This is a genomic window from Bacillus sp. FSL K6-0972, assembly GCF_037976035.1.
Lineage (GTDB): Bacteria > Bacillota > Bacilli > Bacillales > Bacillaceae > Bacillus > Bacillus haynesii.
In genome coordinates, this window is the sequence record NZ_CP150260.1 from 440,489 (window position 1) to 466,996 (window position 26,508).

28 protein-coding genes are annotated in these 26,508 nt (G+C 46.1%); 13 read left to right on the forward strand and 15 right to left on the reverse strand.

The window, feature by feature from the left end:
• Positions 1–97 precede the first annotated feature (97 nt).
• Complete coding sequence (locus MKX80_RS02280; RefSeq protein WP_154998508.1) at positions 98–1,510, reverse strand: sigma-54-dependent Fis family transcriptional regulator; 1,413 nt, start codon at positions 1,508–1,510, stop codon at positions 98–100.
• Between the two features lie 240 nt (positions 1,511–1,750).
• On the opposite strand from MKX80_RS02280, the gene MKX80_RS02285 reads away from it, so the two are divergent.
• From MKX80_RS02285 to rocF, 3 genes are all read left to right on the forward strand, one after another.
• Positions 1,751–2,953: an ornithine--oxo-acid transaminase gene (locus MKX80_RS02285; protein WP_268342658.1), complete on the forward strand. Its 1,203-nt coding sequence runs from the start codon at positions 1,751–1,753 to the stop codon at positions 2,951–2,953.
• A 212-nt stretch (positions 2,954–3,165) separates the two neighbouring features.
• Entirely contained in the window at positions 3,166–4,569 is a 1,404-nt protein-coding gene (locus MKX80_RS02290) for an amino acid permease (RefSeq protein WP_234113136.1), read from the forward strand.
• Complete coding sequence (gene rocF / locus MKX80_RS02295; protein WP_154998502.1) at positions 4,562–5,455, forward strand: arginase; 894 nt, start codon at positions 4,562–4,564, stop codon at positions 5,453–5,455. Before MKX80_RS02290 ends, rocF begins: the two co-directional genes overlap by 8 nt.
• 48 nt (positions 5,456–5,503) lie before the next feature.
• On the opposite strand, the gene MKX80_RS02300 is transcribed toward rocF, so the two are convergent.
• Complete coding sequence (locus MKX80_RS02300; protein WP_154998500.1) at positions 5,504–6,376, reverse strand: LysR family transcriptional regulator; 873 nt, start codon at positions 6,374–6,376, stop codon at positions 5,504–5,506.
• A gap of 121 nt (positions 6,377–6,497) precedes the next feature.
• Between MKX80_RS02300 and MKX80_RS02305 the strand changes: the two genes are divergently transcribed.
• The 4 genes from MKX80_RS02305 to MKX80_RS02320 are packed head-to-tail and all read left to right on the forward strand — an operon-like array spanning position 6,498 to position 9,220.
• Entirely contained in the window at positions 6,498–7,067 is a 570-nt protein-coding gene (locus tag MKX80_RS02305) for a non-oxidative hydroxyarylic acid decarboxylases subunit B (protein ID WP_020450128.1), read from the forward strand.
• A gap of 13 nt (positions 7,068–7,080) precedes the next feature.
• Positions 7,081–8,502: a non-oxidative hydroxyarylic acid decarboxylases subunit C gene (locus tag MKX80_RS02310; protein ID WP_154998498.1), complete on the forward strand. Its 1,422-nt coding sequence runs from the start codon at positions 7,081–7,083 to the stop codon at positions 8,500–8,502.
• A 19-nt stretch (positions 8,503–8,521) separates the two neighbouring features.
• Entirely contained in the window at positions 8,522–8,749 is a 228-nt protein-coding gene (locus tag MKX80_RS02315) for a non-oxidative hydroxyarylic acid decarboxylases subunit D (protein ID WP_154998496.1), read from the forward strand.
• 15 nt (positions 8,750–8,764) lie between these two features.
• A complete protein-coding gene (locus MKX80_RS02320) occupies positions 8,765–9,220 on the forward strand; it encodes a pyridoxamine 5'-phosphate oxidase family protein (protein ID WP_154998494.1) in 456 nt (151 codons plus the stop codon).
• Positions 9,221–9,254: 34 nt separating this feature from the next.
• On the opposite strand, the gene MKX80_RS02325 is transcribed toward MKX80_RS02320, so the two are convergent.
• From MKX80_RS02325 to MKX80_RS02375, 11 genes are all read right to left on the reverse strand, one after another.
• Positions 9,255–9,701, reverse strand: a complete 447-nt coding sequence (locus tag MKX80_RS02325) for a hypothetical protein (protein ID WP_268342659.1) — start codon at positions 9,699–9,701, stop codon at positions 9,255–9,257.
• 25 nt (positions 9,702–9,726) lie between these two features.
• Positions 9,727–10,071, reverse strand: a complete 345-nt coding sequence (locus MKX80_RS02330) for a hypothetical protein (RefSeq protein WP_261763612.1) — start codon at positions 10,069–10,071, stop codon at positions 9,727–9,729.
• Between the two features lie 66 nt (positions 10,072–10,137).
• Positions 10,138–10,584 (reverse strand): hypothetical protein, encoded by a 447-nt coding sequence (locus tag MKX80_RS02335; RefSeq protein ID WP_268293481.1) that lies wholly within the window; start codon positions 10,582–10,584, stop codon positions 10,138–10,140.
• A gap of 20 nt (positions 10,585–10,604) precedes the next feature.
• Positions 10,605–11,285, reverse strand: coding sequence for a hypothetical protein (locus MKX80_RS02340; protein WP_182069319.1), 681 nt, complete (start codon positions 11,283–11,285; stop codon positions 10,605–10,607).
• A gap of 17 nt (positions 11,286–11,302) precedes the next feature.
• A complete protein-coding gene (locus MKX80_RS02345) occupies positions 11,303–11,560 on the reverse strand; it encodes a hypothetical protein (RefSeq protein WP_268342660.1) in 258 nt (85 codons plus the stop codon).
• A 45-nt stretch (positions 11,561–11,605) separates the two neighbouring features.
• Positions 11,606–12,280, reverse strand: coding sequence for a hypothetical protein (locus tag MKX80_RS02350; protein WP_154998485.1), 675 nt, complete (start codon positions 12,278–12,280; stop codon positions 11,606–11,608).
• A gap of 364 nt (positions 12,281–12,644) precedes the next feature.
• Entirely contained in the window at positions 12,645–12,917 is a 273-nt protein-coding gene (locus MKX80_RS02355; protein WP_035337240.1) for a DUF4176 domain-containing protein, read from the reverse strand.
• Positions 12,918–12,935: 18 nt separating this feature from the next.
• Positions 12,936–13,610, reverse strand: a complete 675-nt coding sequence (locus MKX80_RS02360) for a hypothetical protein (protein ID WP_154998483.1) — start codon at positions 13,608–13,610, stop codon at positions 12,936–12,938.
• Positions 13,611–13,633: 23 nt separating this feature from the next.
• Complete coding sequence (locus MKX80_RS02365) at positions 13,634–15,064, reverse strand: T7SS effector LXG polymorphic toxin (RefSeq protein ID WP_268342661.1); 1,431 nt, start codon at positions 15,062–15,064, stop codon at positions 13,634–13,636.
• Positions 15,065–15,081: 17 nt separating this feature from the next.
• A complete protein-coding gene (locus MKX80_RS02370; protein ID WP_268314365.1) occupies positions 15,082–15,360 on the reverse strand; it encodes a YwqI/YxiC family protein in 279 nt (92 codons plus the stop codon).
• 13 nt (positions 15,361–15,373) lie between these two features.
• Positions 15,374–15,757, reverse strand: coding sequence for a DUF5082 family protein (locus tag MKX80_RS02375; protein WP_003178893.1), 384 nt, complete (start codon positions 15,755–15,757; stop codon positions 15,374–15,376).
• 508 nt (positions 15,758–16,265) lie between these two features.
• Between MKX80_RS02375 and MKX80_RS02380 the strand changes: the two genes are divergently transcribed.
• The 6 genes from MKX80_RS02380 to mmsB all read left to right on the forward strand — a co-directional run bounded on the left by MKX80_RS02380 (position 16,266) and on the right by mmsB (position 24,171).
• Entirely contained in the window at positions 16,266–17,255 is a 990-nt protein-coding gene (locus MKX80_RS02380; protein WP_268314364.1) for a substrate-binding domain-containing protein, read from the forward strand.
• On the forward strand, positions 17,248–19,011 hold the full coding sequence (locus MKX80_RS02385) for a sensor histidine kinase (protein WP_315941044.1): 1,764 nt from the start codon (positions 17,248–17,250) through the stop codon (positions 19,009–19,011). The genes MKX80_RS02380 and MKX80_RS02385 overlap by 8 nt, the downstream gene beginning before the upstream one ends.
• Entirely contained in the window at positions 19,004–20,206 is a 1,203-nt protein-coding gene (locus tag MKX80_RS02390) for a response regulator (protein ID WP_182069311.1), read from the forward strand. Before MKX80_RS02385 ends, MKX80_RS02390 begins: the two co-directional genes overlap by 8 nt.
• Positions 20,207–20,332: 126 nt before the next feature.
• A complete protein-coding gene (gene chvE / locus MKX80_RS02395) occupies positions 20,333–21,412 on the forward strand; it encodes a multiple monosaccharide ABC transporter substrate-binding protein (RefSeq protein WP_326849667.1) in 1,080 nt (359 codons plus the stop codon).
• A gap of 4 nt (positions 21,413–21,416) precedes the next feature.
• Positions 21,417–22,985: a multiple monosaccharide ABC transporter ATP-binding protein gene (mmsA, locus tag MKX80_RS02400; protein WP_268335143.1), complete on the forward strand. Its 1,569-nt coding sequence runs from the start codon at positions 21,417–21,419 to the stop codon at positions 22,983–22,985.
• On the forward strand, positions 22,960–24,171 hold the full coding sequence (gene mmsB, locus MKX80_RS02405; RefSeq protein ID WP_043925985.1) for a multiple monosaccharide ABC transporter permease: 1,212 nt from the start codon (positions 22,960–22,962) through the stop codon (positions 24,169–24,171). Before mmsA ends, mmsB begins: the two co-directional genes overlap by 26 nt.
• A gap of 57 nt (positions 24,172–24,228) precedes the next feature.
• Here the strand turns inward: mmsB and MKX80_RS02410 are convergent, their stop codons facing one another.
• Together MKX80_RS02410 and MKX80_RS02415 are read right to left on the reverse strand one after the other, a co-directional pair.
• Positions 24,229–25,491, reverse strand: a complete 1,263-nt coding sequence (locus tag MKX80_RS02410; protein WP_154995579.1) for an MFS transporter — start codon at positions 25,489–25,491, stop codon at positions 24,229–24,231.
• A gap of 15 nt (positions 25,492–25,506) precedes the next feature.
• Positions 25,507–26,424 carry a helix-turn-helix domain-containing GNAT family N-acetyltransferase gene (locus tag MKX80_RS02415; RefSeq protein WP_268314356.1) on the reverse strand — a complete coding sequence of 306 codons (918 nt, stop codon included), beginning with the start codon at positions 26,422–26,424 and terminating at the stop codon, positions 25,507–25,509.
• Between the last annotated feature and the right edge of the window lie 84 nt (positions 26,425–26,508).

The following is a 26,508-nucleotide window of genomic DNA, read 5'->3' on the forward strand; positions in this document are numbered from 1 at the left end:
TGATATGATTTTACTTAAGGCTCTTACAAAAGTAAAGCATAAACCTTTTTTAGTATGAGTCAAGAAATACGTTTTTAGTGATGAAAGGGAGAGAAGATCATTCTGATTCCTGATCAAAGCGGATCTTCCATTTTTTAAGCCTGTATTGCAGGCTTTGCCTGCTGATCCCCAGAACCCGCGCCGCTTGTGACACATTGTAATTGCATTTTTTAACGGTTTTTTGAATATAATACTTTTCGGCATTCTCGATTTGTTCCTTTAATGGAGCGGCTGAGGCGGAAGGAAGCGGGGCGAACAGATCATAGCCCTGCTGCGGCAGCTGCTCTTTTGCCGCTGGTTTCGTCCTGTATTGCAATGGAAGGTGCATCAGCTCCATTTTGTCTTCGTAGGACATCAAGTTCATGGCACCTTCAATTAAATGTTCAAGCTCCCTGACGTTTCCCGGCCAATCGTATGAAAGCAGAAACCGCCGCACCTCTTCTTCTAAACCCTTGACCTCCATTTGGAACAATGCGTTGTATTTGTCGATAAAATGCTGCGTGAGCGGCATGATATCTTCCTTTCGGTCTTTTAATGGAGGAATGAACAAGGTGACGACACTCAGCCTGTAATACAAATCTTTTCGCAGCCTTTGGCCGCTGACAGCGTCGACTGGATCTTCGTTCATCGTCGCGATGATCCTGACGTCGATCGGAGTATCCTTCGAAGCGCCGATCCGCCTGATCGTTTTTTCTTGAATCGCGCGCAAAAGCTTTGCCTGCAAACTGAAGTCCAAAGAATTGATTTCGTCAAGGAGCAGTGTGCCGCCGTCTGCTTGTTCGAAAAGACCTGGGCGATCGACGGCTCCCGTGAATGCGCCTTTAACCGTACCGAATAATAGGCCTTCAACGAGGCTTTCCGGGAGGGCTGCGCAGTTTTGCGAGATGAATGGGCCCGTCGACCGCTGGCTTCCGTTATGTATACTTTGGGCGAACAGTTCTTTTCCGGTTCCGGTGTCGCCAACGATCAGAATGGATGAAGAGGTCCGGGTCGCCCGCTTTGCATGTTCAATGACCTCCTTGATTGCCGGACTGACGCCGATCAGGCTGTCAAACGTATACTTTGTGTTTTCTGTTTTGTTCATATTTTCTCTGATCAGCCGCTCAAGCTTTGTGACATCTTTAGCAATCTCGACCGCTCCTTTCGTATTCCCGTTTTCTATAATGGGAAACGTATGATTGACGGTCGTAATTTCCTGGCCTTTGTTATTGAAGTAAGTCTGCTTGACGTTTTTGTTCGTTTTCCCGTGATGCAGCGCCTGCAGGAGAGTGCTGTCATGCTGGCTGGCAAACGTAAACACGTCCAGCACGTTTTTGCCGAGCACATCGCCGACATCCATCCCTTCAATCTGGCTCATTTTTTTGTTATAGACAACAGATGTGCCGTTTCCATCGACGACATGCAAGCCGATATCGATTTCATCTATAATTCTTTGAAAAATAAGCTTCAGTAAATCGTAATCCTTCAGCAAGTGACATCCCCCTTTGTTCGTCTCTGTCTCCATTTTAAGTGAAGACTTGATAAAGGTGCAAAAAAATATGCATTTATTTTTGCACCTTTGAATAAAAACCGCAAAATTTTTGCGAATTATACATGCAATGTTCTGAAAATTTGCGGTTTTAAGGATTGGCACGATACTTGCATATAAGATAGTGTGAAACAAAATACGACATCTGGCATGTATGTCCAAAAATAAGAAGGAGGAATCAGAATGACGGTTCTATCAAAGTCCGAGAAAATTATGAAGCAAACCGCACATTTTGGGGCAAATAACTATCATCCTCTGCCGATCGTGATTTCTGAAGCGGAAGGCGCTTGGGTGAAAGATCCGGAAGGCAACCGATACATGGATATGCTGAGCGCTTATTCCGCAGTGAATCAAGGGCACAGGCACCCGAAAATCATTCAGGCGTTAAAAGATCAGGCCGACAAAATCACCCTGACTTCGAGAGCTTTTCACAATGACCAGCTTGGTCCTTTCTATGAAAAGGTCGCTTCATTAACGGGGAAAGATATGGTTCTCCCGATGAACACCGGGGCAGAAGCGGTTGAGTCTGCGATTAAAGCAGCCCGGCGCTGGGCTTATGATGTAAAAGGCGTTCCGGACAATAAGGCGGAAATTATCGCATGTGAAGGCAATTTTCACGGCCGGACGATGCTGGCTGTGTCGCTTTCTTCAGAAGAAGAGTATAAACGCGGTTTCGGACCGATGCTTCCCGGCATCAAGCTGATTCCATACGGGGATCTGGAGGCGCTGAAACAGGCGATCACATCGAATACAGCCGCTTTCTTAATTGAGCCGATTCAGGGTGAAGCAGGTATTGTCATTCCGCCGGAAGGCTTTTTGAAACAGGCAGCAGAAGTCTGCAAAGAACGCAATGTCTTGTTTATCGCTGACGAAATACAGTCAGGGCTTGCACGAACAGGTAAAATGTTCGCCTCTGATTGGGAGGATGTCACACCGGACATGTACATTTTAGGAAAAGCGCTCGGAGGCGGCGTATTCCCGATATCGTGCATTGCTGCAAACCGGGATGTGCTTGGCGTGTTTAATCCCGGCTCGCACGGATCGACATTCGGAGGGAACCCGCTTGCATGCGCCGTATCGATTGCCGCCCTTGAAGTGCTGGAAGACGAGCGGCTCGCTGAACGGTCGCTGGAGCTTGGGGAATACTTTAAAGAAAAGCTCTCGCAAATCGATAATCCTATAATCAAAGAAGTGCGCGGCAGAGGGCTGTTCATCGGGGTAGAACTGACCGAGGCGGCGCGTCCGTATTGCGAGCGCCTGAAAGAAGAAGGGCTGCTCTGCAAAGAAACGCATGAGACGGTGATTCGCTTTGCACCTCCTCTTATCATTTCAAATGAGGATCTGGATTGGGCGATTGAAAAGATTACCCGTGTTTTGTCGAAGTAAAGCGGACGGCTGAACAATAAGGGGATTGTTCAGCCCGTTTTTTCGATGTTTGTGCGAAGTTTGTCAAAAATTGAAATATAAGGAAAATGTTCAGAAGATTTAAAAAATAGTCTATATGTCATAGGGGAGCTGACATTAGGGAGAATGGAAACGGAAGGGGTGAAGGCGGTTTGAATCATGAAAACCGTGAACAATATACACTGAAACGAACGATGAAATCCCGCCATTTGTTTATGATCTCGCTTGGCGGCGTCATCGGAACCGGCTTTTTTCTCGGAACAGGATATACGATCAATGAAGCCGGGCCGATCGGCGCGATTCTTTCTTATTTAGCGGGCGGAATGATCATGTATTTTACGATGCTTTGCCTTGGAGAGCTCGCAGTGGCAATGCCGGTTTCAGGCTCTTTTCAGACGTACGCGACAAAATTTATCGGGCCTGCTACGGGGTTTGCCGTCGGCTGGATCTACTGGCTCGGTTGGTCGGTTACGGTCGCTTTGGAATTTTTGTCGGCGGGGCAGCTGATGAAAAGATGGTTTCCCGATGTCGGCGTCTGGATATGGTGTTTGATTTTCGGGCTGCTGCTTTTTTCACTCAATGCTTTATCGGCAAAGGCCTTTGGGGAATCGGAATTTTGGCTGTCCGGCATCAAAATTATCGTCATCCTTCTGTTTATTATTCTTGGCGGAGGTGCGATGTTCGGACTCATCGATATGAAAGACGGACAGACTGCACCGTTCTTTTCCAATCTGATTGGAGACGGAATTTTTCCAAACGGATTCGGCGCGATCTTTATCACGATGATCACCGTCAACTTTGCCTTTCAGGGGACAGAGCTGATTGGGATCGCGGCGGGGGAAAGCGAAAATCCGGAAAAAACGGTGCCCCGCTCCATCAAACAGACGGTCTGGCGGACACTCGTGTTTTTCGGCCTGTCCGTATTTGTCCTGGCGGGGTTGATTCCATGGGAAAAAGCGGGGGTTGTTGAAAGCCCGTTCGTTGTCGTATTTGAACAAATTGGCATTCCGTATGCCGCCGATCTGATGAACTTTGTCATTTTAATTGCTTTGTTATCGGTGGCGAATTCGGGTTTGTACGCATCGACGAGGATGCTTTATTCCCTTGCGAAAGAAGGAATGGCCGCTCAGGCTTTAAGCCGGGTCAATAAAAGAGGGATTCCGATGAATGCGCTGTGGATTACGCTCGGTTTTGCGGGGTTGTCCCTCGTCTCAAGCGTAGTCGCCGCAGAAACGCTTTACATCTGGCTTTTGTCTCTTGCCGGTTTAAGCGCACAAGTCGGCTGGATCACGATTACGGTATCACAGCTGCTATTTCGCAGACGATATGTCAAAGAAGGCGGTAAGGTTGAAGACTTGAAATTTAAAACGCCTCTTTATCCTTATTTGCCGCTGGCGGGTTTTATTTTAAACAGCGTCGTCCTTGTGAGCCTTGCCTTTGATTCAGAGCAGAGGATGGCATTGTACTGCGGGATTTTGTTCATGTCGGCCTGCTACTTTGTTTATCACGTGTTTGTGAAAAAACGCCAGGCTCTAGAGCGACAAGAAGCAATGATCTATCAAAACAAAACGAACGATGAGGTGGTTATTGATGAATAAGCAAGTTTCTCTGATTGGAATGCCGATGGACTTAGGACAGGCGCGGCGCGGTGTGGATATGGGACCGAGCGCGATTCGCTACGCTCATATCGTGGAGCGCTTAACAGAGCTGGGCTATGATATCGATGATCTGGGCGATGTGCCGATCAACCGCGATCAGCCAAAAGGAGACGAAGGGCTGAAAAATTTAGTTTCCGTACTGGAAGGAAACCGCAAACTGGCCGATATCGTCGACAATGTCATCGAGCAGCGCCGCTTCCCGCTCGTGCTGGGCGGAGACCACAGCATTGCCATCGGGACATTGGCGGGTGTAGCCAAGCACTATCAACAGCTCGGCGTGATTTGGTATGACGCACACGGAGACCTAAATACGCTTGAGACATCGCCGTCAGGCAACATCCACGGCATGCCGCTGGCGGTAAGTCTCGGTGTCGGCCACGAAAAGCTGGTCAACCTCCACGGCTATGCGCCGAAAATCAAACCGGAGCACGTCGTCATCATCGGTGCGCGCTCGCTTGATGAAGGAGAGCGCAAATATATCCGTGAAACCGGCATGAAAGTCTACACCATGCATGAAATCGACAGGCTCGGCATGACAAAGGTGATAGAGGAAACGATCGAGTATCTGTCAGCAAATTGCGACGGCATTCATCTGAGCCTCGATCTGGACGGTCTTGATCCGAGCGACGCTCCGGGAGTCGGCACCCCTGTCGTCGGAGGCATCAGCTACAGGGAAAGCCATTTGGCGATGGAAATGCTCTATGACGCAGATATCATTACATCTGCCGAGTTTGTTGAAGTCAACCCGATACTGGATCACAAAAATAAAACCGGTGAGGCGGCCGTCGAACTGATCGAATCGCTGTTAGGGAAGAAGCTGCTGTAACCAATACAAAGGAGAGGGCATCGGCATGATGCCTTTTCTTTTTTATTATCAAAATAAAGCCAAAAATTCTCTTACGGGCTTCGGCAGAAAACTGCCGGACCGCCAAACGACAGACGGCTGCAGAATGAACGGATTGTCTTGAATCTCCAACGTCTGAACATGCCGTGCAAAATGCGCCGGCAGCATGGATAGCGGCAGAATCGTCGCTCCGAATCCCGAAGTGACGAGGCTGAGCAGCGTTGTAGAATCATGGCACTCACAGACGACCCTCGGCTCAAGGTCCAATGATTGAAATTGATGGACGACCTCATCGTAAATCCCTTTTCCGTGCGACGGCCTGAGCAGAATCAGCGGCAGGCCGGCAATTTCTTTCATTCCGGCTTCCCCTTTTAAGCCATACGACTGATTCCCCGGAAGAACGAGCTTGCATGGAACCTCCGGCAGGCTTTTTGATTCGATATTTTTGCCGTGGAAAGGCGTTGTCGTGACCGCCGCATCGATCTGCCGGCTTTCCAGGAGCTCGCTCAGCCGTGAAGGCTCACCTTCCCAAATGTTAAACATTAAATTCGGATACATGTCTCTGATCTTCGAGACTTTCGAAAGCAGCAAGGCCGCGCAGTAAATCGTTGAGCCGACGGCAAGGGTTCCGTTGACTTCTTCACGCAGCTCCCGAACCTCCAAGATGGAATCCTCAAGCTTGTGCAGGATTTCTTTTGCTCTTTTCAAAAACACTTCTCCTTCATAGGTCAGCGTCAGGTTTTTCTTTTTGTTCCGGTCAAATAAAACGACTCCGAGCTCCTCTTCCATCTGCTTCAACTGTCTGGAGAGCGGCGGCTGTGCGATATGAAGCCGCTTCGCCGCCGTTGTAATCTTTCCTTCCTGTGCGATCGTAACGAAGTACTTTAACTGGCGAATATCCATTTTCTCGGCCCTCCTTTTTATACCTTTAAAGTATTATATATAGATTTAACAGATATTTTCAATATGGTAAATAGAGGCGTATCATTTTAAGTGAAGCACCAAGAGGGAAAGGGGGACGCATATGAACATCATTGTCGGGATTACGGGCGCGACCGGCGCGATATTTGGCGTGCGGATGCTGGAGTGGCTGAAGAAAACCGACGCAGAGACACACCTAGTCATCTCTCCGTGGGCAGCGGCAACCATCCTGCACGAAACGGGATATACCATGAAAGACGTAGAAAAGCTCGCATCTTTTACGTATTCCCACAAAGACCAGGCGGCCCGCATTTCAAGCGGTTCCTTTCAAACGGACGGAATGATTGTCGCACCGTGCAGTATGAAGACGTTGGCGGGCATCCGTACCGGTATGGCGGATAACTTGTTGACCCGTTCGGCGGACGTCATGCTGAAGGAACGGAAAAAGCTTGTTCTGTTAACAAGGGAGACGCCGTTGAACCAGATTCATCTTGAAAACATGCTTGAGCTGACAAAAATGGGCGCGGTGATCCTGCCGCCGATGCCGGCTTTTTATAATCATCCCCAAAATCTGACCGAAATGGTCGACCATATCGTATTCCGGACGCTGGACCAATTTGGAATCCATCTGTCTGAAGCGAAGCGCTGGGAAGGAATGAAACAGAAGAAATAAGGAGGATAACAGAATGGCTTATCAAGATTTTAGAGATTTTTTAAATACGCTGAAAAAAGAAGGACAGCTTCTTGAAGTTCAGGAAGAGGTGAAGCCGGAACCCGATTTGGGAGCCGCTGCACGCGCCGCCAACAACCTCGGAGACAAATCACCCGCTCTTTTATTCAACAACATTTACGGCTATAACAATGCCCAAATCGCGCTGAATGTCATCGGCTCCTGGCCGAACCACGCGTTAATGCTCGGCCTTCCAAAGGACACGCCGGTCAAAGAACAATTCTTTGAATTCGCGCGCCGTTATGATCAGTTTCCTGTAAAGGTGCAAAGAGAGGAGACAGCGCCGTTTCACGAAAACGACATCACAGAAGACATCAACCTGTTTGACATTCTCCCGCTCTTCCGCATCAATCAAGGCGACGGCGGCTTTTATTTAGACAAGGCATGCGTCATTTCCAGAGATGTCGAGGATCCTGAACACTTCGGCAAACAAAATGTCGGCATGTACAGACTGCAAGTAAAAGGAAAAGACCGCCTCGGCATTCAGCCCGTCCCGCAGCATGACATTGCGATCCACCTGCGCCAGGCTGAAGAGCGCGGCGAAAACCTGCCTGTCACGATTGCGCTCGGCTGCGAACCGGTCATTGCAACGGCGGCATCCACACCGCTCTTATACGATCAATCAGAATACGAGATGGCAGGGGCCTTGCAAGGCGAGCCTTATAAAATCGTCAAATCAAAACTGTCTAACTTAGATATCCCATGGGGCGCGGAAGTGGTTCTTGAAGGTGAAATTCTGGCGGGCGAACGCGAATATGAAGGGCCGTTCGGCGAGTTTACCGGCCACTATTCAGGCGGAAGAAGCATGCCGATCATTAAAATCAAGCGCGTCTGCCACCGCAACAACCCGATCTTTGAACACCTCTATTTAGGCATGCCTTGGACTGAGGTTGACTACATGGTCGGCATTAATACATGTGTGCCGCTTTACCAGCAGCTAAAAGAGGCATATCCGAATGAAATTGTCGCGGTAAACGCGATGTATACGCACGGCTTGATCGCCATTGTATCAACGAAAAGCCGCTACGGCGGATTCGCCAAAGCCGTCGGCATGCGCGCGCTGACGACCCCGCACGGCCTCGGCTACTGCAAAATGGTGATCCTCGTTGACGAAGACGTCGATCCGTTTAACCTCCCGCAAGTGATGTGGGCAATTTCAACGAAAATGCATCCAAAACACGATGCAGTCATCATCCCGGATTTATCCGTTCTGGCGCTTGATCCAGGTTCTGAACCGGCGGGAATCACCCACAAAATGATCTTGGACGCGACAACGCCTGCGGCCCCGGAAACAAGAGGACACTATTCACAGCCGCTCGATTCCCCTATAGGAACGAAAGAGTGGGAAGCGAAACTAATGAATCTGCTAAATCAATAAAAGAGGAGAGTGTTTCATCATGCATACATGTCCGCGCTGCGAATTAAAAAAAGCGGAAACCGTCAGCAAGTCACCCATTGAAGGAGCCTGGGAAGTTTATCAATGTCAGCACTGCTTTTTCACTTGGAGATCATCGGAGCCGGAGACGATCACAAATCCTGAAAAATACAATCCGGCCTTTAAAATCGACCCTTCTGAAGTCGAAACAGCCGTACAAGTGCCGGCGGTTCCAGATCGGAAAATCTAAAGGGAGGCATCCGGCATGGCTCAGCTATCAAACGAATTATTTCAGCTGTTAAACGGAGAGAAACTCGCCGGAAAGCGGCGCGAAGCGATGATGCTCCAGACCGTAACAGAAGACGGCTGGCCGCACACAGCGATGATCAGCGCCGGCGAAATCCTCGCCTTGAACAAAACCGACATCCGCCTGGCTCTCTGGCAAGGCACAACGACAACCGCGAACATCGCGAGAACAGGCCGGGCGCTCTTCGTCACTTGCTGGAAAGGCAAAGCACATTATGTGCGGCTGTCTTTAAAGAAACTGCCCGAATTAAAAGACGCCAAACACCCGAGAGCGCGCTTCGCCGGCACCGTCGAAGCGGCCCGGGAAGATATCGCAAAATATGCGGATATCATCTCCGGTGTTCAGATTGAGCTGAAGGATGAAGCGGCGGTTTTGCGGCGGTGGGAGGAGACGCTGGGGGAATTAAGGAAATGAAGAAAAGGACTATGGCGAATCATAGTCCTTTTCTTCATTTCTGCAACATTTTATTCGTCACTTTATAAGCCAAAATACAGCCAATTGTAATGATAATAATCGCGATCGAAAGGATCACGACCTTTTCAGCAACGGTATATATCGACATGGGAATAATAACAGCGCAGATGGAAAACACGCCGCCAAAATAAACAAACAGGATGAGCGGCTTTTTGTATTTTTTCCAAATCACTTGATTAATCCCGTTTTTTTCGGGGTCTGCCGGACGTTTGCGGTCTTCATCTTTCATCAATTTATTTAGCAGTAGATAAATGAGAAATGCGAATAAAGTTGCCGAGAAAATATTAAAACAGAGGATAAACAGCTTTTCTCCCAGACTCATCACCGGATTCAGAACAGAGCTGAGAACGGAGCCGCAAACGAAAAACAGGTAGACGGATAAGATGGCTTTGTTTCTTGGTTTTTGTAGAAATTTAGACATGCAGATTACTCCAATCGTAAATGATTTAAACGCTGAAAATGAGATGGATCAGAAAAGAAAAAATATAAAAGATGATGATGCTTAAAATGCCTCTGCCCACAAGATAAAGGGCGAAATACAGTTTTCTCAGGAACCAGTTGTATTTTAATAGCCGTTTGTAAACGAAGTAACCGGTGCCGACAAGAAGAAAAACGAATGTATTCGTAATTTTATGGGACCATTTTTCAGGTTTTAAAAAGACCATTTTTTCATATTCAATGATCATGTGACTCGCAATGATTAAAAAACCCAAACTGTAAGCGAAATGAGCGGCCAACATACCGGCGATTAAGTATTCGGTATATTCAACAATAGTTTCTGGTGACATCATAACTCCTTTATGAATGGCGGACTCCAGCGTTTTTTAACAAGACTTTTTTCTGATATAAAAAGCTTCTCATTCTTCGTCAGGCATTCTTTCCAAACAAGACCGGTTCAGCATTTGATTCGCCGTTTGATAAACCGCAAAAAAGCCGCACGATATCGCAGCACACAAAACCGTGAACACAGCGGATTTCCATAAGAAAGTGAGTCCGGTCATGGAAAACACGGTTGTTCCCAAAATCAGGATGCCGACGAAGTAGAAAGAGAGCGTGAACGGTTTTCTGTATTTCTTCCAAAAGATTTTCGCGACGATATTGCATCGGGGCGCGCCTTTATCTTTCTTTGGCTTATTTATGAACACATAAATGATGACTGCGAATAAAGAAATTGAAACGAACATAAAGCCGATGACGGCAAGCTTTTCCTTCCAGTTCATTGAAGGTTTGACAAGGCCGGTCAAAATAATGATTGCTGCAAGTAGGGAATAAACTGAGAGAATGATTTTATTTCTGCCTTTCAAACATGACCTCTCCTTGTGCATTAAATCCTATGCTGACTGATGATATCTTGATTCGCTTTGATGAAGAAGTATTTGTGGATGAATTTGACCCCCATCATAGAAAATAAACAAGCCATAAGCAGATAGACGGTACTCATCAACAAATAAACGGCAGACTCGGAAACTCGCAAAACGGCATGACTTATTACAAAACCGCCTGCCGGAACAGCTGCCAGGAGCATCCTTGTCGGAGCTGCTGTTTCCCTTTTGCCTTTTTTAGAATCAGGGAAAACAACCAGGTAATACCGAATGACGAGGAAGATAAAGGCGGCAAAAATGAATAGTGACAGACTGATCAGCGGTACATGAAAACCGATAGCAGAAACCATCATTTTTTGCGCTGTGATCAACTGGCAATATGACATCCCGCTGAATGATACGCCCATAAAACGAACATATTGAAGGTGGTGATGATATTCGGTCATGTTTCTAGTATTCATGATGATCATCCATATATTGATCAGGATAGCGACAGGGACGGCGGCAAAAGTGAAAAATTCGACTTTGCTCGCCAGCACAGGTAATATGCATAGAATATCCAGCATCAACACGATAAAACACGTCATTCCCCATTTCGTTTCCCGGCTGACGAGAGCTGTCAAATGTGATTGAATATTGTAAGGTAAATCTTTGTATGCAACCGTTTCTTTTAATCTCAGCAAAGCTTGTATTCCTCCGCTTATCCCTCTGAATTTTTATAATTCCCCATGTGTTTTTTCAGCCAGACCTTTTTTCTGAAGATATGTAATAGGAGTGGAGGAACGAAAAAAAATAAGCTGATAACCGAAACAAACAAGGGGATTTCTGAAGGGGCTTTTGCTCCTACCGCCCATATCGTCATAATGACTAAAAAGATACCCCCTACAGGAAATAAAATAGAGAAGATGATCATTGCCTCGTTTATTTTTTTATATAGAAAATTTTTTTCGTTTTTCATAAAAAGGCTCCTTTAGCAACACTTTATTTTTTGCTCTACTGCGTTTTAGCCTTTTTTAACAATCTGTCGATTAGCATTAATAAAAAAGAACTGATGTATAAACTTAGCGCTGATAAAAGAAAAAAGGCAGCCTGCAGCCAAAGAGAAAATGCTCATGAATAGGTTAATAACAGATTCAGAAAAATGAAGAACGATATGTGAAATCATATAGCCAGCAGCCGGGCCAGCTGTTAATAACCAGGCTGTCCAAGGAAGAACAGCTCTTTTTTGTTGTTGATGAATGGAAAACTTTATCAAAAAGTAGCGAAATGAACTTAGAGCTGCTACGGCAAGTATGAGAGCAGAAAAAATGAAAAACAGCCAATTGAATCCCAAAACTGAATAGTACATTTTCTGGGATAAAATAAACCAGCAATACGACATAGTACTAAATGAAAAACCTTTATAAAGGACAAATTCTAGATTGTTTCTATGTATTTCCATGTCTTTGAAGAATAAAATAAACATCCATAGATTAACGAATATAAGAGGTGGTAAAGCGACTAAAGTAAACAGCTTGATGCCGTTTGCAAGCAGCAGAAATAAGAGCAATACATCCAACATGAAAATATTTAATATACACATATTCTTTCTTTCATCTCGATCAACCAAAATAATTAAGTGATGTCTAGTATCTTCAGGCAATCTTCTGAATTTAGCCTTTTCATTTAATTTCAGCAATCTTATGACCCCCAATATCTGAAAAGACTTCAGGCATCCATGGCTACTTCTTTAAAGCACTAAAAAGCATTTTTTTCAAGGGATACAATGTTGAAGAGAATGTTAATTGGATTGCTTTCTTCCATTGTTTTATGGTTTCGAATGCACCGTTTCCAAGTCGGCTATTTTCGGCCTGTCTGTTTATCCCTTTATATAAATGCCTGTCGATGATGTTCTGGTTGGCTTTGTTTGAATTTCGTATTTGCCCTTTTTTAAATGCTCTATTGCTGCTCCAATTTCAGTTCCTGTACTTAGACTGCTTTTTACTTATATAGCGATCTTTTGTCCAAAAAGAAAGCGTCCCATGTATGAGACGCTTCCGTTTCTAATCGATGGCTGCTTCTTTTAAAACATGTTGAAATTCTCGTTCCTCTTCATCCTCGTAACCTTCGAAAATCACTTTCTCAATATCAGAATGGTTAAAAGCAAAAGTGTATTCTTGATTAATGTAGCCCTCGGGGTAAAAAACGCCGATATAGTCAAACATTTTCGGATCTTCGCTCACGACGATCTGTTTTCTTCCGTAAATCATTAATTTTTTTGTTCCGCCTTCTAGTAAGACGATTGAACCGGAAGGCAGAAGCTTATTTTCAAGCATCGAAAAAGTTCTCCTTTCTTATTTCCCATTAAATATATGTTGATTGGCTTTAATGAAAAGGTATTGGTGAATGAATTTGACCCCCATATAAGAAAAAAAGCAAGCTAAAAATAAATAAATATAACTCATAAACAAATGAACAATTGAATCTGCAAAGTGAAACATGAACTGTGCAATGATGTAGCCTAATCCCGGTCCTATTGTTAATAAATAGGTTCCCCATGAAGCACTTCTTTTCTCTTTTTTGCTGCGTTTTGGTAAAACAATTACGTAATATCGGATAAACCCAAGCGTAACAATGAAATAAGTTAGTAATGAAGCAATCATAAAAATAGGATTATAACCTAACACAGAATAAACATATTTTAGAGAAAGTATAAAATAACAAATCGAAGAAACAGCTCCAGTTCCTCCTTTGTATAAACCAAAGTAAGTAGGACTAATCTTATCGAGTTTTGTAAACATTAAAATGATTGTCCATAAGTTGATAAATATCATAAAAGGTAATGCTATTATTGTGAACGTTTTTTCCCCATTTACAAAGAGCGGAATACCGCAAATTAAATCTAAAAGCACAACAATACAAAATAACATTGACCATTTATCTTGGGACGATGCTTCATCTGCAATTAAATGGCGTTTGATATCTCTAGGCAATTTTTTAAATGTCGTATCTGTATCCAATCTTAACAAGACGGTTCACCTCCCATGTGAAATTACTTAAACCACCCTGCAACTGTTTTTAATCCCGATTCTACAGAGTCTTTTGCCATATCCGTAATGCTTTTTTTGTCTTTTCCCCATTTTACGCCGCCTAGAAGTTCTGATACACCAATTGTCACAACCAGGGCTGCAGCTGCACCGACTATCACAGGGGCTCCGACCGTTCCAATTACAAATGCGCTTGCAACTGCGCCAACTCCAATTGTTGCAGCACCTAATCCCACGTCTACTGCAGCATCCCCAATTACTTTTTCAGTGGAGACATTAGGGTCGTTTACATTATTCACTAAATCTTCTCCAGTGGTGATGGCTACACCTGCCCAACCCAACTTGCTTTTCATTGCGCCTTTAACTGCAGAAGAAGCCCTTGTATACTCAGCGATTTTTGGGTTGTTCCCCACTTTTAACTGTGATTTAGTCCATGTTTCTGGATAATTTTTGCCTTTGATTCCTATTGCTTTGCCGTTTTGTACCTTGTATCCGTTTATCTTCTTGCCACTATTGGTTTCTATACCTTTTTCAATTTTAAGCCCATCTTTAACAACATACTTCACACTCTTCCTAAAATCCATCGCAGCAGTAGTCGTCCCATACAAACTTCCTGCACTAGCTACAGGATACGTCCAATCGATCTCAAATGGAAGTTCTTCTTTTGTTGTGTCATCGATTTTGCCTTTTTCGTCTTTTTCGCTAAACCGTCCAAGCATCTTCTCCATCGGCGTTTCGCCGGGGTTTTGCAGGTCGTTTTGCAGGCTGCCAGGAGCTTGACTGATTGTTGAGTCATTTTGCGGTTTTAAAATTGAACCGCTTTTATACTCCGATATTTCAATCTTCGGTCCCGTATACATTTTCTCCAGCTGCTGGATGTACTGCTTCATCGTGTCGAGGTCTTCCTTCGCCGCTTTCAGCGCATTTGTCTGTTCGCGGTCAAAAGTATGAAGCTTTTCAAGCGTCTCGCTGATTTGCCTTTGGGCTTTTTTGGCGTTCTCGTTGACGGCTGAATCGTCGAGACCGGGCAGGTCGACGATGTGGCTGACAGTGGCCATCGTCTGATTGGCTTTTGCCGTCAATCTGCCTGTCAGCGATTCAGCTTGGCTGACGCCGTCATGGAGTTCGTTCTCAAGAAAGCTTTGCGAGATAAAGCCGTTTTGGTTCGGTTCAAGGGAATGAAGTGCACTTTTCGTCTTTTCTAAAAGTCCTTTGTACTCGGAAATAAAAGATTCATAAAAAAGAAGAAAAGTGGTGTGGCACTCTTCGTAGAACGAGCGGATCGCTTCACCGCCCGCGCCTTTTAAGGCGTCGTCAAGGGAGGTGAGGCCTTTGACGCTTTGTTTGACTTTTGAAATCTCGTCAGTCTGGTTTTTTAATTCGGTCAGCGTTTTGTCTAGGCCGGTTTGAAAAGCCTGAACATCTAGAGTTTTCAATGCGTAGTCCCTTCCTTCTACTTGGCTTTGATCGATGACGACAGCTTTTTGTCGGCGTCTTTTATGGCGTTGACTGCCTGTTCGGTTTGCGCAATTTGTTTAGCAAGAGCCGATGCGTATGCTTTTGTCAGGCTTTTCAAATCTTTGTTCATGCTTTCGATTTTTTTGACGACGTCAAGGTTGTTTTTGCCACTGATATCTGTCGGCACGTTCGGCTTCACAGCTTGGGCTGAATGCTTCAGTTTTGAGAGCGCCTGTTTGACTTCGCTCGTTTTGACTTTGATTTCTTGACCCATCGTAATCACTCCTTTAGCGGCGGGCTTCTCTTTCTTCTTTTTCCAGCTTTTCAATTTTCGTTTTTAATGAGCTGATATCCTTACCTAGCGAATCAATATCATCATTTAAAGAAGAGATTTTCTCCTTTAATTGTTTAAACACTTCATTTAATTGTTTTCCGCAAATATCATTGTAGGCCGTTTTCATATCGCTTCTGACGTTTTTAAAAGAATCAGCAAGGCTGCCCTGCCATGTTGTCGGCGACAGTTCGGGCTTTTTGATGCTGTCTTTTGAATCGTCAAATTCCTTTTTATCTGCTTCTAATTCGGTTTGGCAATTTTTCAGTTGTTCGAGCTGTTGTTTTTTGATGAGAAGTGTACCTTGCAGCCCGTATAAAACTGTTTTTTCCCAGATCATGTTACTGCCACCTCCCGGAAATTTGATTCAAATGACCTGTTGGGATCTGTTCATTAAAGGACCTTATTAATGTTACAACATGGTATAAATGAGTTGAATAGGAAAAATGTACCGTGATCAAAGAATCGATTCGGGCGGTGAAGTAGGGAATTCCTTATTATGACTGCGATTTTGCACTTTTCTCCATTTTCCTTCAAGGTCAAAAGGCATAGTTCTTAGGGTTGATTTTTTTATGATATTTATTTTTTGTTTCACAAACTTTAAGGTAATTTTAAGAAAGAGGCATCTTGTCGAACACTAAACAGGGTTTTTCGAACAAAATGTCAAATAGATTAGATATTTCGTATGAACAAGGGGGGGAAATTGTCTGTTTGTGATGAAAAAAGGGGACGGACGGAATTTCTGTCAGGATGCCTCAGCTGGATTCTTAGAAAAATATGCGGCCAAATATATACTTCATGATAGATTGTAAACGCTGTCTAGTCCTCTGACCAACAGGGGGATAAAGATGAAAAAGCTGTTAGTTGTTTATGCCGTAATGCTCTGTTTGTTTTTTCTGTATGTCTACGACTACTCCCGTGGCGATAAAACCGGCTCTACAGAAGCAAGCAGAAGGCCTGCGGCCGGAAGTCTGTCAGAAAAATACGTGATGGTTACGTTTCAATCGGGAATCGAATATTGGAAGAGCGGCCTGAAAGGCTTTGAGGATGCCGCGCAACTTTTCAACGTCTCTGTCGAGTATCGGGGGGCGGCCCATTATGATGTCCATGAGCAAACGACCGTTCTCGAGCAGGTGATTGCAAAAAAGCCGGCGGGAATCGCTCTTTCTGCAATAGATCCCAAAGCTTTAAACACTGTCATCGACAAAGCGCACGAGCAGGGCATTCCGATCGTTTTATTCGATTCAGACGCCCCGCTCAGCAAAGCCTCTACATATATCGGCACAAATAATATGGAAGCGGGTGCTGAGGCCGCAAGGCGAATGGCCGAGTTTTTAAATGGAAAGGGAGAAACCGCAGTCATTACCCAGCCGCGGCAGTACAATCATCAGGAAAGGACGAAAGGCTTTGAACAAACGATCAAGCAAAAATACCCAAACATGAAGGTCGCCGCTGTTTTAGACGGAAAAGGCGATGAACTGACGTCGAAAAAAGAAGCGGCGAAGATTCTGGCAAAAAATCCGTCCATCAAAGGAATTTTCACGACCGAAGCCAATGGAGCGAGCGGTGTGGCCCGTGCTGTGAAGGCGGCGGGACTAGAAGGGGAAGTATGTATCATCGGCTTTGATAAAGACAAGAAAACGCTGGACGGCATCAAAAACGGATCGATTTCCGCGACAATGGGCCAGGACACATGGCAAATGGGCTATTGGTCGCTGCACATGCTGTTTTTCTCAAATCACCATCTGAGGCATGAACGCCCGCTCCCGGCCGCGATCGATACAGGCATTACCATCATAACGAAAGAAAATGTGGAAGCTTATTATGCGAATGATTAAACGTTTGATCAATAATGCGCCGATCCGTTATAAGCTGATCAGTCTTCTCTTGTTAATCAGCATGCTGCCGACGATCGGCCTGGGCATTTTATCGGGATGGGCCGTTGAAAATATTATTGAAAAACAGGTGATCGACCAAACACTCCAGCTGATCGGCGAAGTGAACAAGACGGCTGAAGTGTATGTCAGCCACTTGCAGAACCTGACATATTTGATATCAATGAATGAAGAAATGGAAGCGTTTTTTAATCACGAAAAGGAGGACGGAGAGGCGGATTATAAGCGAAGGACGTTTTTGCAGGGCCTGACTTCTTTATATTCTGAAGCGGCGGGCATTCTCGTCGTCAATGATAAGGGTGAGATGATCAGCAATGAGATGTATGAACGCACGCCGACAGATTTGACTAAAGAACCATGGTATCAGGCGGCTGTCGATAATGAAGGGATTTTCAAGATGATCGGGAAGCCTGTCAACCGGAATATCAGAAGTCATGTGCACTACAAGGAAGACGAGGTCGTTTCTGCCGTCAGAGCTGTTATCGATCCTGAGACACAGCATGTGAAAGGCGTTGTACTTATCGATTTGAAACTGCGCGTCCTCGCAGAAGCGACAAAAAATATCCGCCTGGGGAAAACGGGTTATTTGATGATCATGGATGAGAATGGCGGCAATATTTATTCACCTGAGACCTCAAATCTGTTTCTGCCGAAAAAGTGGTTCCATCAAGACCGTTCCGGATATTTTTCGAAGCGGATCAAGGGAGAGGAATATCAGTTCATTTATGAGACGTCTTCCTTTACGAACTGGACAACGGTCGGCGTTTTTAAAGCGGGTGAACCGGTATTCGAAGTGAAGGAAATCCACTTGTATGTGCTTTTGTTTTTATTGACGGCGGCGTTTCTCGGAATGTCTGCTTCCTATTATTTGTCCCATTCCATGTCGCGGCCGATTTTGAAGCTGAATGCTGTCATGAAAACGGCGGAAAGCGGGAATTTTTCAACATTTTATCAGGAGGAAAGGGAAGATGAAATCGGGCTTTTGGGAAAAAGCTTCAATCGCCTGATGATGAGAATCAGGGAGCTGATGTCGGTCACAGAAAGACAAGAGCGCCAAAAAAGAGAAGCCGAATTAAGGGCGCTGCAGGCGCAGATCAACCCTCACTTTCTCTACAACACGCTGGATACAATCAATTGGATGGCGAGGAAGAAAGGAGCGGAAGAGGTCAGCGGTCTCGTGCAGGCTTTATCCAAGCTGTTCCGCATCTCCTTGAGTAAAGGGAAAGATATCATTCCGCTGTCTGATGAATTTGAACATGTAGAAAACTATTTGAAAATCCAAAAAGCGAGATACCGTGATAAATTAAACTACTCAATCGAAATGACCGGGCTTTGTGACGATCGCCTGATATTAAAGCTCGTGCTTCAGCCGATTGTCGAAAATGCGATTTATCACGGAATTAAAGAAAAAAAGGGGCCGGGTCATATTACGATCAAAGGCATGGAGGAAGACGGCTCGCTGATTATCAAAATCGAGGATGACGGAGCCGGAATGGATGAAGAGAAGCTAAAGCAAATAACCGATCAATTCAAACACAGGGACGATACAGCGGGCTACGGCATGATCAACGTCCATGAACGGATTGCCCTTACCTTTGGTGAGCCGTACGGTTTAACGGTTGAAAGTCGGAAAGGAGCTGGAACCGCCGTCACGATACGGCTTCCAATCTTAGCAAAAGGGGGAACAAGCCTTGCGTGAATGTTGGCGCGTACTGATTGCCGATGATGAACCGTGGATTCGGGAAGGAATACGGGATGCCGTCTCTTGGGAGCGCTATCAAATGTCGGTGTCAGCTGAAGCGGAGAATGGCGAGGAGGCATTCGAGCTCGCTCTCAAACACGGTATCGACTTATTGATTGTCGACTTGAATATGCCGATTGTAAACGGAATCACGCTGATGAAAAAGCTCCGCGGCGCACTGCCACAGTGCCGCTTTGTCATCGTGACGGGCTACGATCAGTTTGCATACGCACAAGAAGCGATCCGGCTGAATGTCGATGATTATTTGTTAAAGCCAGTTGATCCCGCTCATCTGGAACAAGTGCTCGAAAAGATCAGCGTGTCGCTGGCAGCTGAAAAAAAGAAGCTGAGCGAGCAAAAGCTTGCTGAGCAGCATATTCAACAAAACCTCAGCCTTCTGAAAGAGCATGTTTTCAGAAGCTGGATCGAAGGCCGGGCAGAGGAAGAAGATGTTTACCGGCAGCTCGAATGCCTCCGTCTGCCGGCCCGCTATCCTGAGACGCTCGGCGTCATCGCGGCCGGACATGTATGGAACAAGCCGTCTGAAGCCGACAGTCTGAAAGAAAAAGTAGAGCGCTTCTTTATCGATGAGCGGGATAAGGCTGTTTTTTTCGACGGAGACCGCCTGATTGCCGCCTGCCTGTGGCGTTCTGTTACAGAAGCTGAACAGCGGGCGCTTGCAGAGATGATCGAAGCCGAAATGCAGACAAGCGCCGCCGTCTGCTTCACGAAGCTCGCTGAAAACGGCCGCTCGGCCGCGCAATGCTACCAGCACTGCAGACAGCAAGTCTCGAAAACATTCAATATCTCGCCGGTTGTCACGAGGGCTAAAGAATATATGCAAAAGCATTTCACTGAAAGGGAGTTTTCTTTAAAACAGACGGCGGATGCGCTTCAAGTTTCTCCCGTCTATTTAAGCAGGATCATGAAGAAGGAGCTCGGCATGACATTTGTTCAGCTTTTGACGGAGATGCGCATAGACCAAGCGGTTCACCTGTTGGAAACAACCGCTCTTTCGATTCACGATATTGCCGAACAAACAGGCTATGATACACAGCACTATTTCAGCACTGTATTTAAAAAGACGATGGGTGTATCCCCCAATCAGTACCGGCGCATGTCGGGAATTGAACGAACAGGAGGAAAATTGTAATGTAAGCGCTTTAAAAAAGTCTGATTTTTATAAAAATAGTTAATTAATTCAAAAGACGGACATTCGAAAGACATGGTACAGTTGGCATGATTCATGATGGGAGAAATCAAAAGGGGGATACCAAGCATGAAAAAAAGCTGGCTGTTGATCACTGCAATGCTTTTCTGTCTCATCGTTTCCGCCTGTTCGGGGAATCAGGCAAGCGGAGGGGGAGACAAAGGCTACGTCGGAATCTCAATGCCGACAAAGTCATCGGAACGCTGGGTGTATGACGGGAAATACATGGTGAAAGAGTTTGAAAAGCTCGGTTATAAAACGGATCTGCAGTATGCGGAAGATGTCGTTGAAAACCAAGTCTCACAAATCGAAAACATGATTACAAAAGGCGTCAATGTCCTCGTCATTGCTTCGATTGACGGAGAAGCGCTGACCGACGTCCTTGAGAAAGCAAACAAGCAGGAAATTAAAGTCATTTCCTATGACCGGCTGCTCATGAACAGCAAACATGTCGACTATTATGCGACATTTGACAATCATAAAGTCGGAGAACTTCAAGGGAAATATATTGAAGAAAAGCTTGGCTTAAGAGACAAAAAAGGGCCGTTCAACATCGAATTGTTCGCGGGATCGCCCGACGACAACAACGCGCATTTCTTTTTTGACGGCGCCATGTCTGTTTTGAAGCCTTATATCGATTCTGGCAAATTAAAGGTATTGAGCGGCCAGACTTCATTTGAGCAAGGTGCGACGCTCAGGTGGGACGGCGCAACCGCACAATCCCGGATGGACAATCTGCTGAGTGCGCATTATACAAAGGCGAAGCTTGATGCGGTGCTTTCACCGTATGACGGGATCAGCATCGGAATCATTTCATCCTTAAAAGGTGCGGGCTACGGATCGGACAAGAAACCGCTGCCGGTTATTACTGGACAGGATGCAGAGCTTGCTTCCGTGAATTCGATCATTAAAGGGGAGCAGACATCAACCATTTTCAAAGATACGAGAGAGCTGGCGAAAAAAGCCGTTGAGATGGCTACATCCGTCTTAAAAGGCGAAAAAGCGGAAGTCAATGACTCAAAGACGTATGACAACGGAGAGAAGGTCGTTCCGTCATACTTGCTTGAGCCGGTCGTCGTCGACAAAGAGAACTATAAAAAAGTGCTCGTTGACGGCGGTTATTATAAAGAATCGGAATTAGGGAAGTGATCCGATGTCCGATTGCATTTTGGAGATGAGAGGCATCACGAAGGAGTTTCCCGGCGTCAAAGCGCTCGACAATGTCCACCTTCGCGTTAAAGCGGGCGAAATCCATGCCCTCTGCGGGGAAAACGGGGCGGGCAAGTCGACTTTGATGAAGGTGCTAAGCGGTGTATATCCGTACGGTACGTATACGGGCGACATTTTATATAAAGGGGAAGTATGCCAATTCAGAAATATTAAGCAAAGCGAGGAAGCGGGGATCGTCATCATCCACCAAGAGCTGGCGCTCGTCCCCCAGCTTTCCATTGCGGAAAATCTTTTTTTGGGCAATGAACAGGCGAGCCGCGGTGTCATCAATTGGCGAAAGACAAAGCTGGAAACGCTCGAATTAATGAAAAAAGTCGGGCTTCAAGAATCTCCGGATACGCTCGTTTCCCAAATCGGCGTCGGAAAGCAGCAGCTTGTTGAAATCGCCAAAGCTTTGGCAAAAAAGGTGCAACTCTTGATTTTGGATGAACCGACGGCGGCTTTAAATGAAGCTGACAGCGAGAATCTGCTGCAGCTCTTACTCGAACTGAAAAAACAGGGGATCTCTTCAATTATGATTTCCCATAAATTAAATGAGGTCACGAAAGTCGCAGATTCGATTACCGTGCTCCGGGACGGACAAACGATTGAAACGCTTGATGTTCAAAGCGGGCAATTGACCGAAAACCGGATCATCAGAGGCATGGTCGGCAGAGAGCTGCAAAACCGCTATCCTGACAGAAGCGCCAAGATCGGGGACGTCATCTTTGAAGTGAAGGATTGGACAGTTCACCATCCGCTTCAACAGGATCGCAAAGTGGTTAACATGGCGGCCCTTTCCGTTAAAAGAGGAGAGATCGCAGGAATTGCCGGACTGATGGGCTCCGGTAGGACGGAGCTGGCGATGAGCATTTTTGGAAGATCATATGGAAAAAACATCTCCGGCACAATCGAAAAAGACGGGCGGGAGCTTTACATCCGCCACCCTGAAGAAGCCATTAAAAACGGCATCGTCTATGTGACGGAGGACAGGAAAGGAAACGGTCTGATTCTGGAGGACAGCATTAAAGAAAACATTACGCTGTCCAAACTGGATAAGGTGTCGAGCCGATTGGTGATGGACGAACGGCGCGAAAAACATGAAGCGGAGGATTTTCGCCGGAAATTAAACATCAAGACGCCCGATATCAGCCAGCGGACCGGAAATTTAAGCGGAGGCAACCAGCAGAAGGTCATGCTGAGCAAGTGGATTTTTGCGGAGCCTGACGTTTTAATCCTGGATGAACCGACGCGCGGCATCGATGTCGGCGCCAAATACGAAATCTACGGCGTCATCAATCAGCTTGCCGAAGCAGGTAAAGCGGTTATTATGATTTCTTCGGAGCTTCCCGAGCTGCTGGGGATGTGCGACAGAATCTATACGATGTGTGAAGGGGAAATCACCGCCGAATTTTCCAAAGAAGAAGCTGATCAGGAGAAGCTGATGAAATATATGACCATCCGCATGAAGAGAGGGGGAGAGGCGTATGCAGACACCGGTGCAAACGGATAAAGACCGCGCTCAGCCCGGTTACTTTCAGCTGTTTCGCGACATGTATAAGCAGAATATCCGGAAATACAGCATGGTCATTGCGCTCGTGTTTATTATGCTGCTGTTTCAAATACTGACAGACGGGATTTTGCTGAGACCGCTGAACATTACGAACCTGATTTTGCAAAACAGCTACATTCTCATTTTAGCGATTGGGATGATGCTCGTCATCATCACGGGACACATTGATCTATCAGTCGGTTCAGTCGCCGCTTTTGTCGGCGCCGTCTCCGCGATGATGATCATCGAAAACGATATGCCGCTGTTTGCGGCGGTCGTCCTGTCGTTGCTTCTGGGAGCGGCAATCGGCGCATGGCAGGGATTTTGGATCGCTTATGTCAAGATTCCGGCCTTCATCGTGACGCTGGCGGGAATGCTTTTGTTCAGAGGACTCACGATGATCGTGCTTGAAGGGAAATCGATCGCTCCATTTCCTGTGTCCTTTCAAAAAATGGCGTCCGGCTTTATTCCGGACTGGCTGAACGGAGGCACGCTCCATATGACGACGATTGTCGCCGGAGCGGGTGTGTCGATTCTTTATCTCGTGTATCAGCTTCAGCAGAGAAACATGCAGAAGAAATTCCAATTTGACTTGCAGGGAAAAGGTCTGTTTGCAGTTAAGGTGTTTTTTATTATCGCCATTATCAACCTTTTTACCTACATTCTCGCGACGTACGAAGGTATACCTCTCATTTTGATCACATTGTTCGTCTTAATCGCCGGGTACACATTTGTCATGAAAAAAACCGTCATCGGGCGGAGAATCTACGCAATCGGCGGCAATGAAAAAGCGGCGGAGCTTTCAGGGATTAAAACAAAACGGCTCACCTTTATGGTCTTCGTCAATATGGGCGTCTTAGCCGCCCTTTCAGGCTTGATTTTTGCCGCCCGTTTAAACGCGGCCACTCCGAAAGCAGGAAACCTGTTTGAACTTGACGCCATTGCGGCCTGCTTCATCGGCGGTGCTTCGGCTTACGGCGGAATCGGCACGATCGGCGGGGCCATCATCGGCGGCCTTGTCATGGGGGTCATGAACAACGGCATGTCACTGCTCGGTCTCGGCATCGACTGGCAGCAAGCAATTAAAGGCCTCGTCCTTCTGATTGCCGTTGCATTTGATATTTACAATAAGAATAAAACTTCTTAATTTATAAAGAAAAACCTGTTTTTGAACATCAAAAACAGGTTTTTTTCACTAGCTTTGCTAGACTGAATGGCCTTTCTGATCCAGTGTTGGATTTATTTTTTTAGGTTCCGGCAGAAGGATGTTCAAAATGCTTGCTCCCGCCAAAATAACGATTGAAAGGTAGAAAGACAGGTTATAGCTGCCTGTTTGGCTGTACCAGACGCCGGGCAAATAAGCGCCGAGCGCCGAACCGAGCTGGTGGCTGAGGAACAGCCAGCCGAGAATGAACCCGACGGAATACTGCCTAAAATACTGGGTTGCGAGCATTTGCGTCGGGGCGACGGTCGCGAAGTCGACCAAACCGAACAAAACCGCGAAGCAAAGCAGGAGCATCGAGTTGTGGCTCGACAACAGAATGACAAGCGACAGCGCCCTTACGGCATATAAAAAGCACAAAATTTTTCGGCTGCTCCAGCGGTCTGCGACGACGCCGGAAATCAAAATGCCGATGATGTTAAACCCGGCCAGCAGGCTGACAGCGGCGCTTGTTACTTCGGTCGAAAACCCGTGGTCATGCGAAAAAGGGATAAGGTGGGTATCCATTAACCCAGTCGTTGTAAATCCGCAAATGAAAAACGGCAAGACGAGGAACCAAAACGTCCTTTTAAGAAAAACGGCTTTGTATGGAATCTTTTTAGGCTGGGCGTCCGGCTCTTCTTTTGTCTCGCCGCCCTGAGTGCCGCCGATCGGCTCTGCATTCTTTTCCGCAGGATGATTCCGCAATAACAGGATGACGATCGGAAATACGATAACAGCTAAAAACAATCCGAGAACGATGACAGTCACTTTCCAGTTAAACCAGTGGATCATCATGAGCGATCCAGGGACAAGCAGCATCTGCCCCGCGCCGAATCCCGCTTCCATAATGCCGAATGCAAGCCCCCGCTTCTCATTGAACCAGTTGGTCACGATCACGGTCGATGCGACATTCGACGCACCGCCGACACCGAGAGAAACGATGATGCCGTACAAAATAAACAGCTGCCACGGAGAAGTCACGAGGTATGTAAAAAAAATGCTCAAGCCGACCAGAAGCGTGCTGAGAGATAAAATGATCCGCGGTCCGAACCGATCGACAAGCCTGCCGATCACCGGCTGGGATACGCCGTAGACAATAAAGCTCAGCATGGAAATAAGCGAAATCGTGCCTCTGTCCATTGAAAATTCCTCTTCCCAAGGCTGAATAAAGGCCCCGAAGGAAAGGCGCACTCCTTGAACGGCCAAAAGCGTCAAAAACGTCACAAAAACGATAATCCAGGCGTAGTGTATTTTCCGTTTCATAGATCCTCCATTTCGTCAGCCTAACTCGGCATCCCAGCGTTCTTCCCGGAGCCGCTGCCCCCATAATAAAGCCTCGTCTTTCACTTCCGTCAGTCTGAATCCGAATTTTTCATACAAAGGCCGCGCTTCAGCCATCGTACTTACCGTCCATAGAAAAATTCGCTCAAACTGATTTTCTTTGCAATAATCGATGAGATGCTTCAAAAGGCGCGTGCCGACTCCCTGATGCCGAAAAGCGGCGTCGACCAGATACCATCTGAGCTGCACGGTTTTGCCGGGATGTTTAACGAGCCCGACGCATCCCGCAAACCTTCCGGCGCTCTCCGCGATCCAAATTTTTTCGATATCGGCATCAAATGTTTCGTGAAGGTAATCCAAAAATGAATCGTCCCAGCCGTGTGTCTCGGCGTAAAAGGCACGCTGTTTTTCGATCATCAGTTTGATATCGTCCGATATATAGTAATCTCTTATGGAAACGGCCGATTTTTCGGGAGGCAGGTGTTCCGACAATATGCATTGAATTGTATTCATCGCCTCCATCAGCTTTTCCTGATGGCGGCCGTCGATATGGTTCAGCATGTATTCGATTTGCTGATTGGCTTTTGCCTCCAGCTTCTTATAAATGGATTCGCCGAAGCTTGTTAAATAGATATAGTGGTTGCGGCTGTCCTCCTCGCTTCTCTTTTTATAGACCATGTTTTCCTTTTCGAACCGCTTCAGGATCCGGCTGACATAGCCCCGGTCCAGGCCGAGCGTATTTTGAAGCAGTTTGGCTGTGCAATCGGCCGTATTGTAAATTTCGAATAATATCCGGGTTTCCGTCAATGAAAAGGGGCTGTCATAAATATGTTCGTTCAAAAAACCGAGCACATTTGTGTAGAATCGATTGAACTTTCTGAATTTTAATGTGATAGAATGATTAATTTCCGTCATCTCAGAACCTCTCTCCCTGTAAATCGTTGCTTTAATCAATTATAATAAAATAGTTGATTTAGTCAAGTGTATGGAAATAAAGTT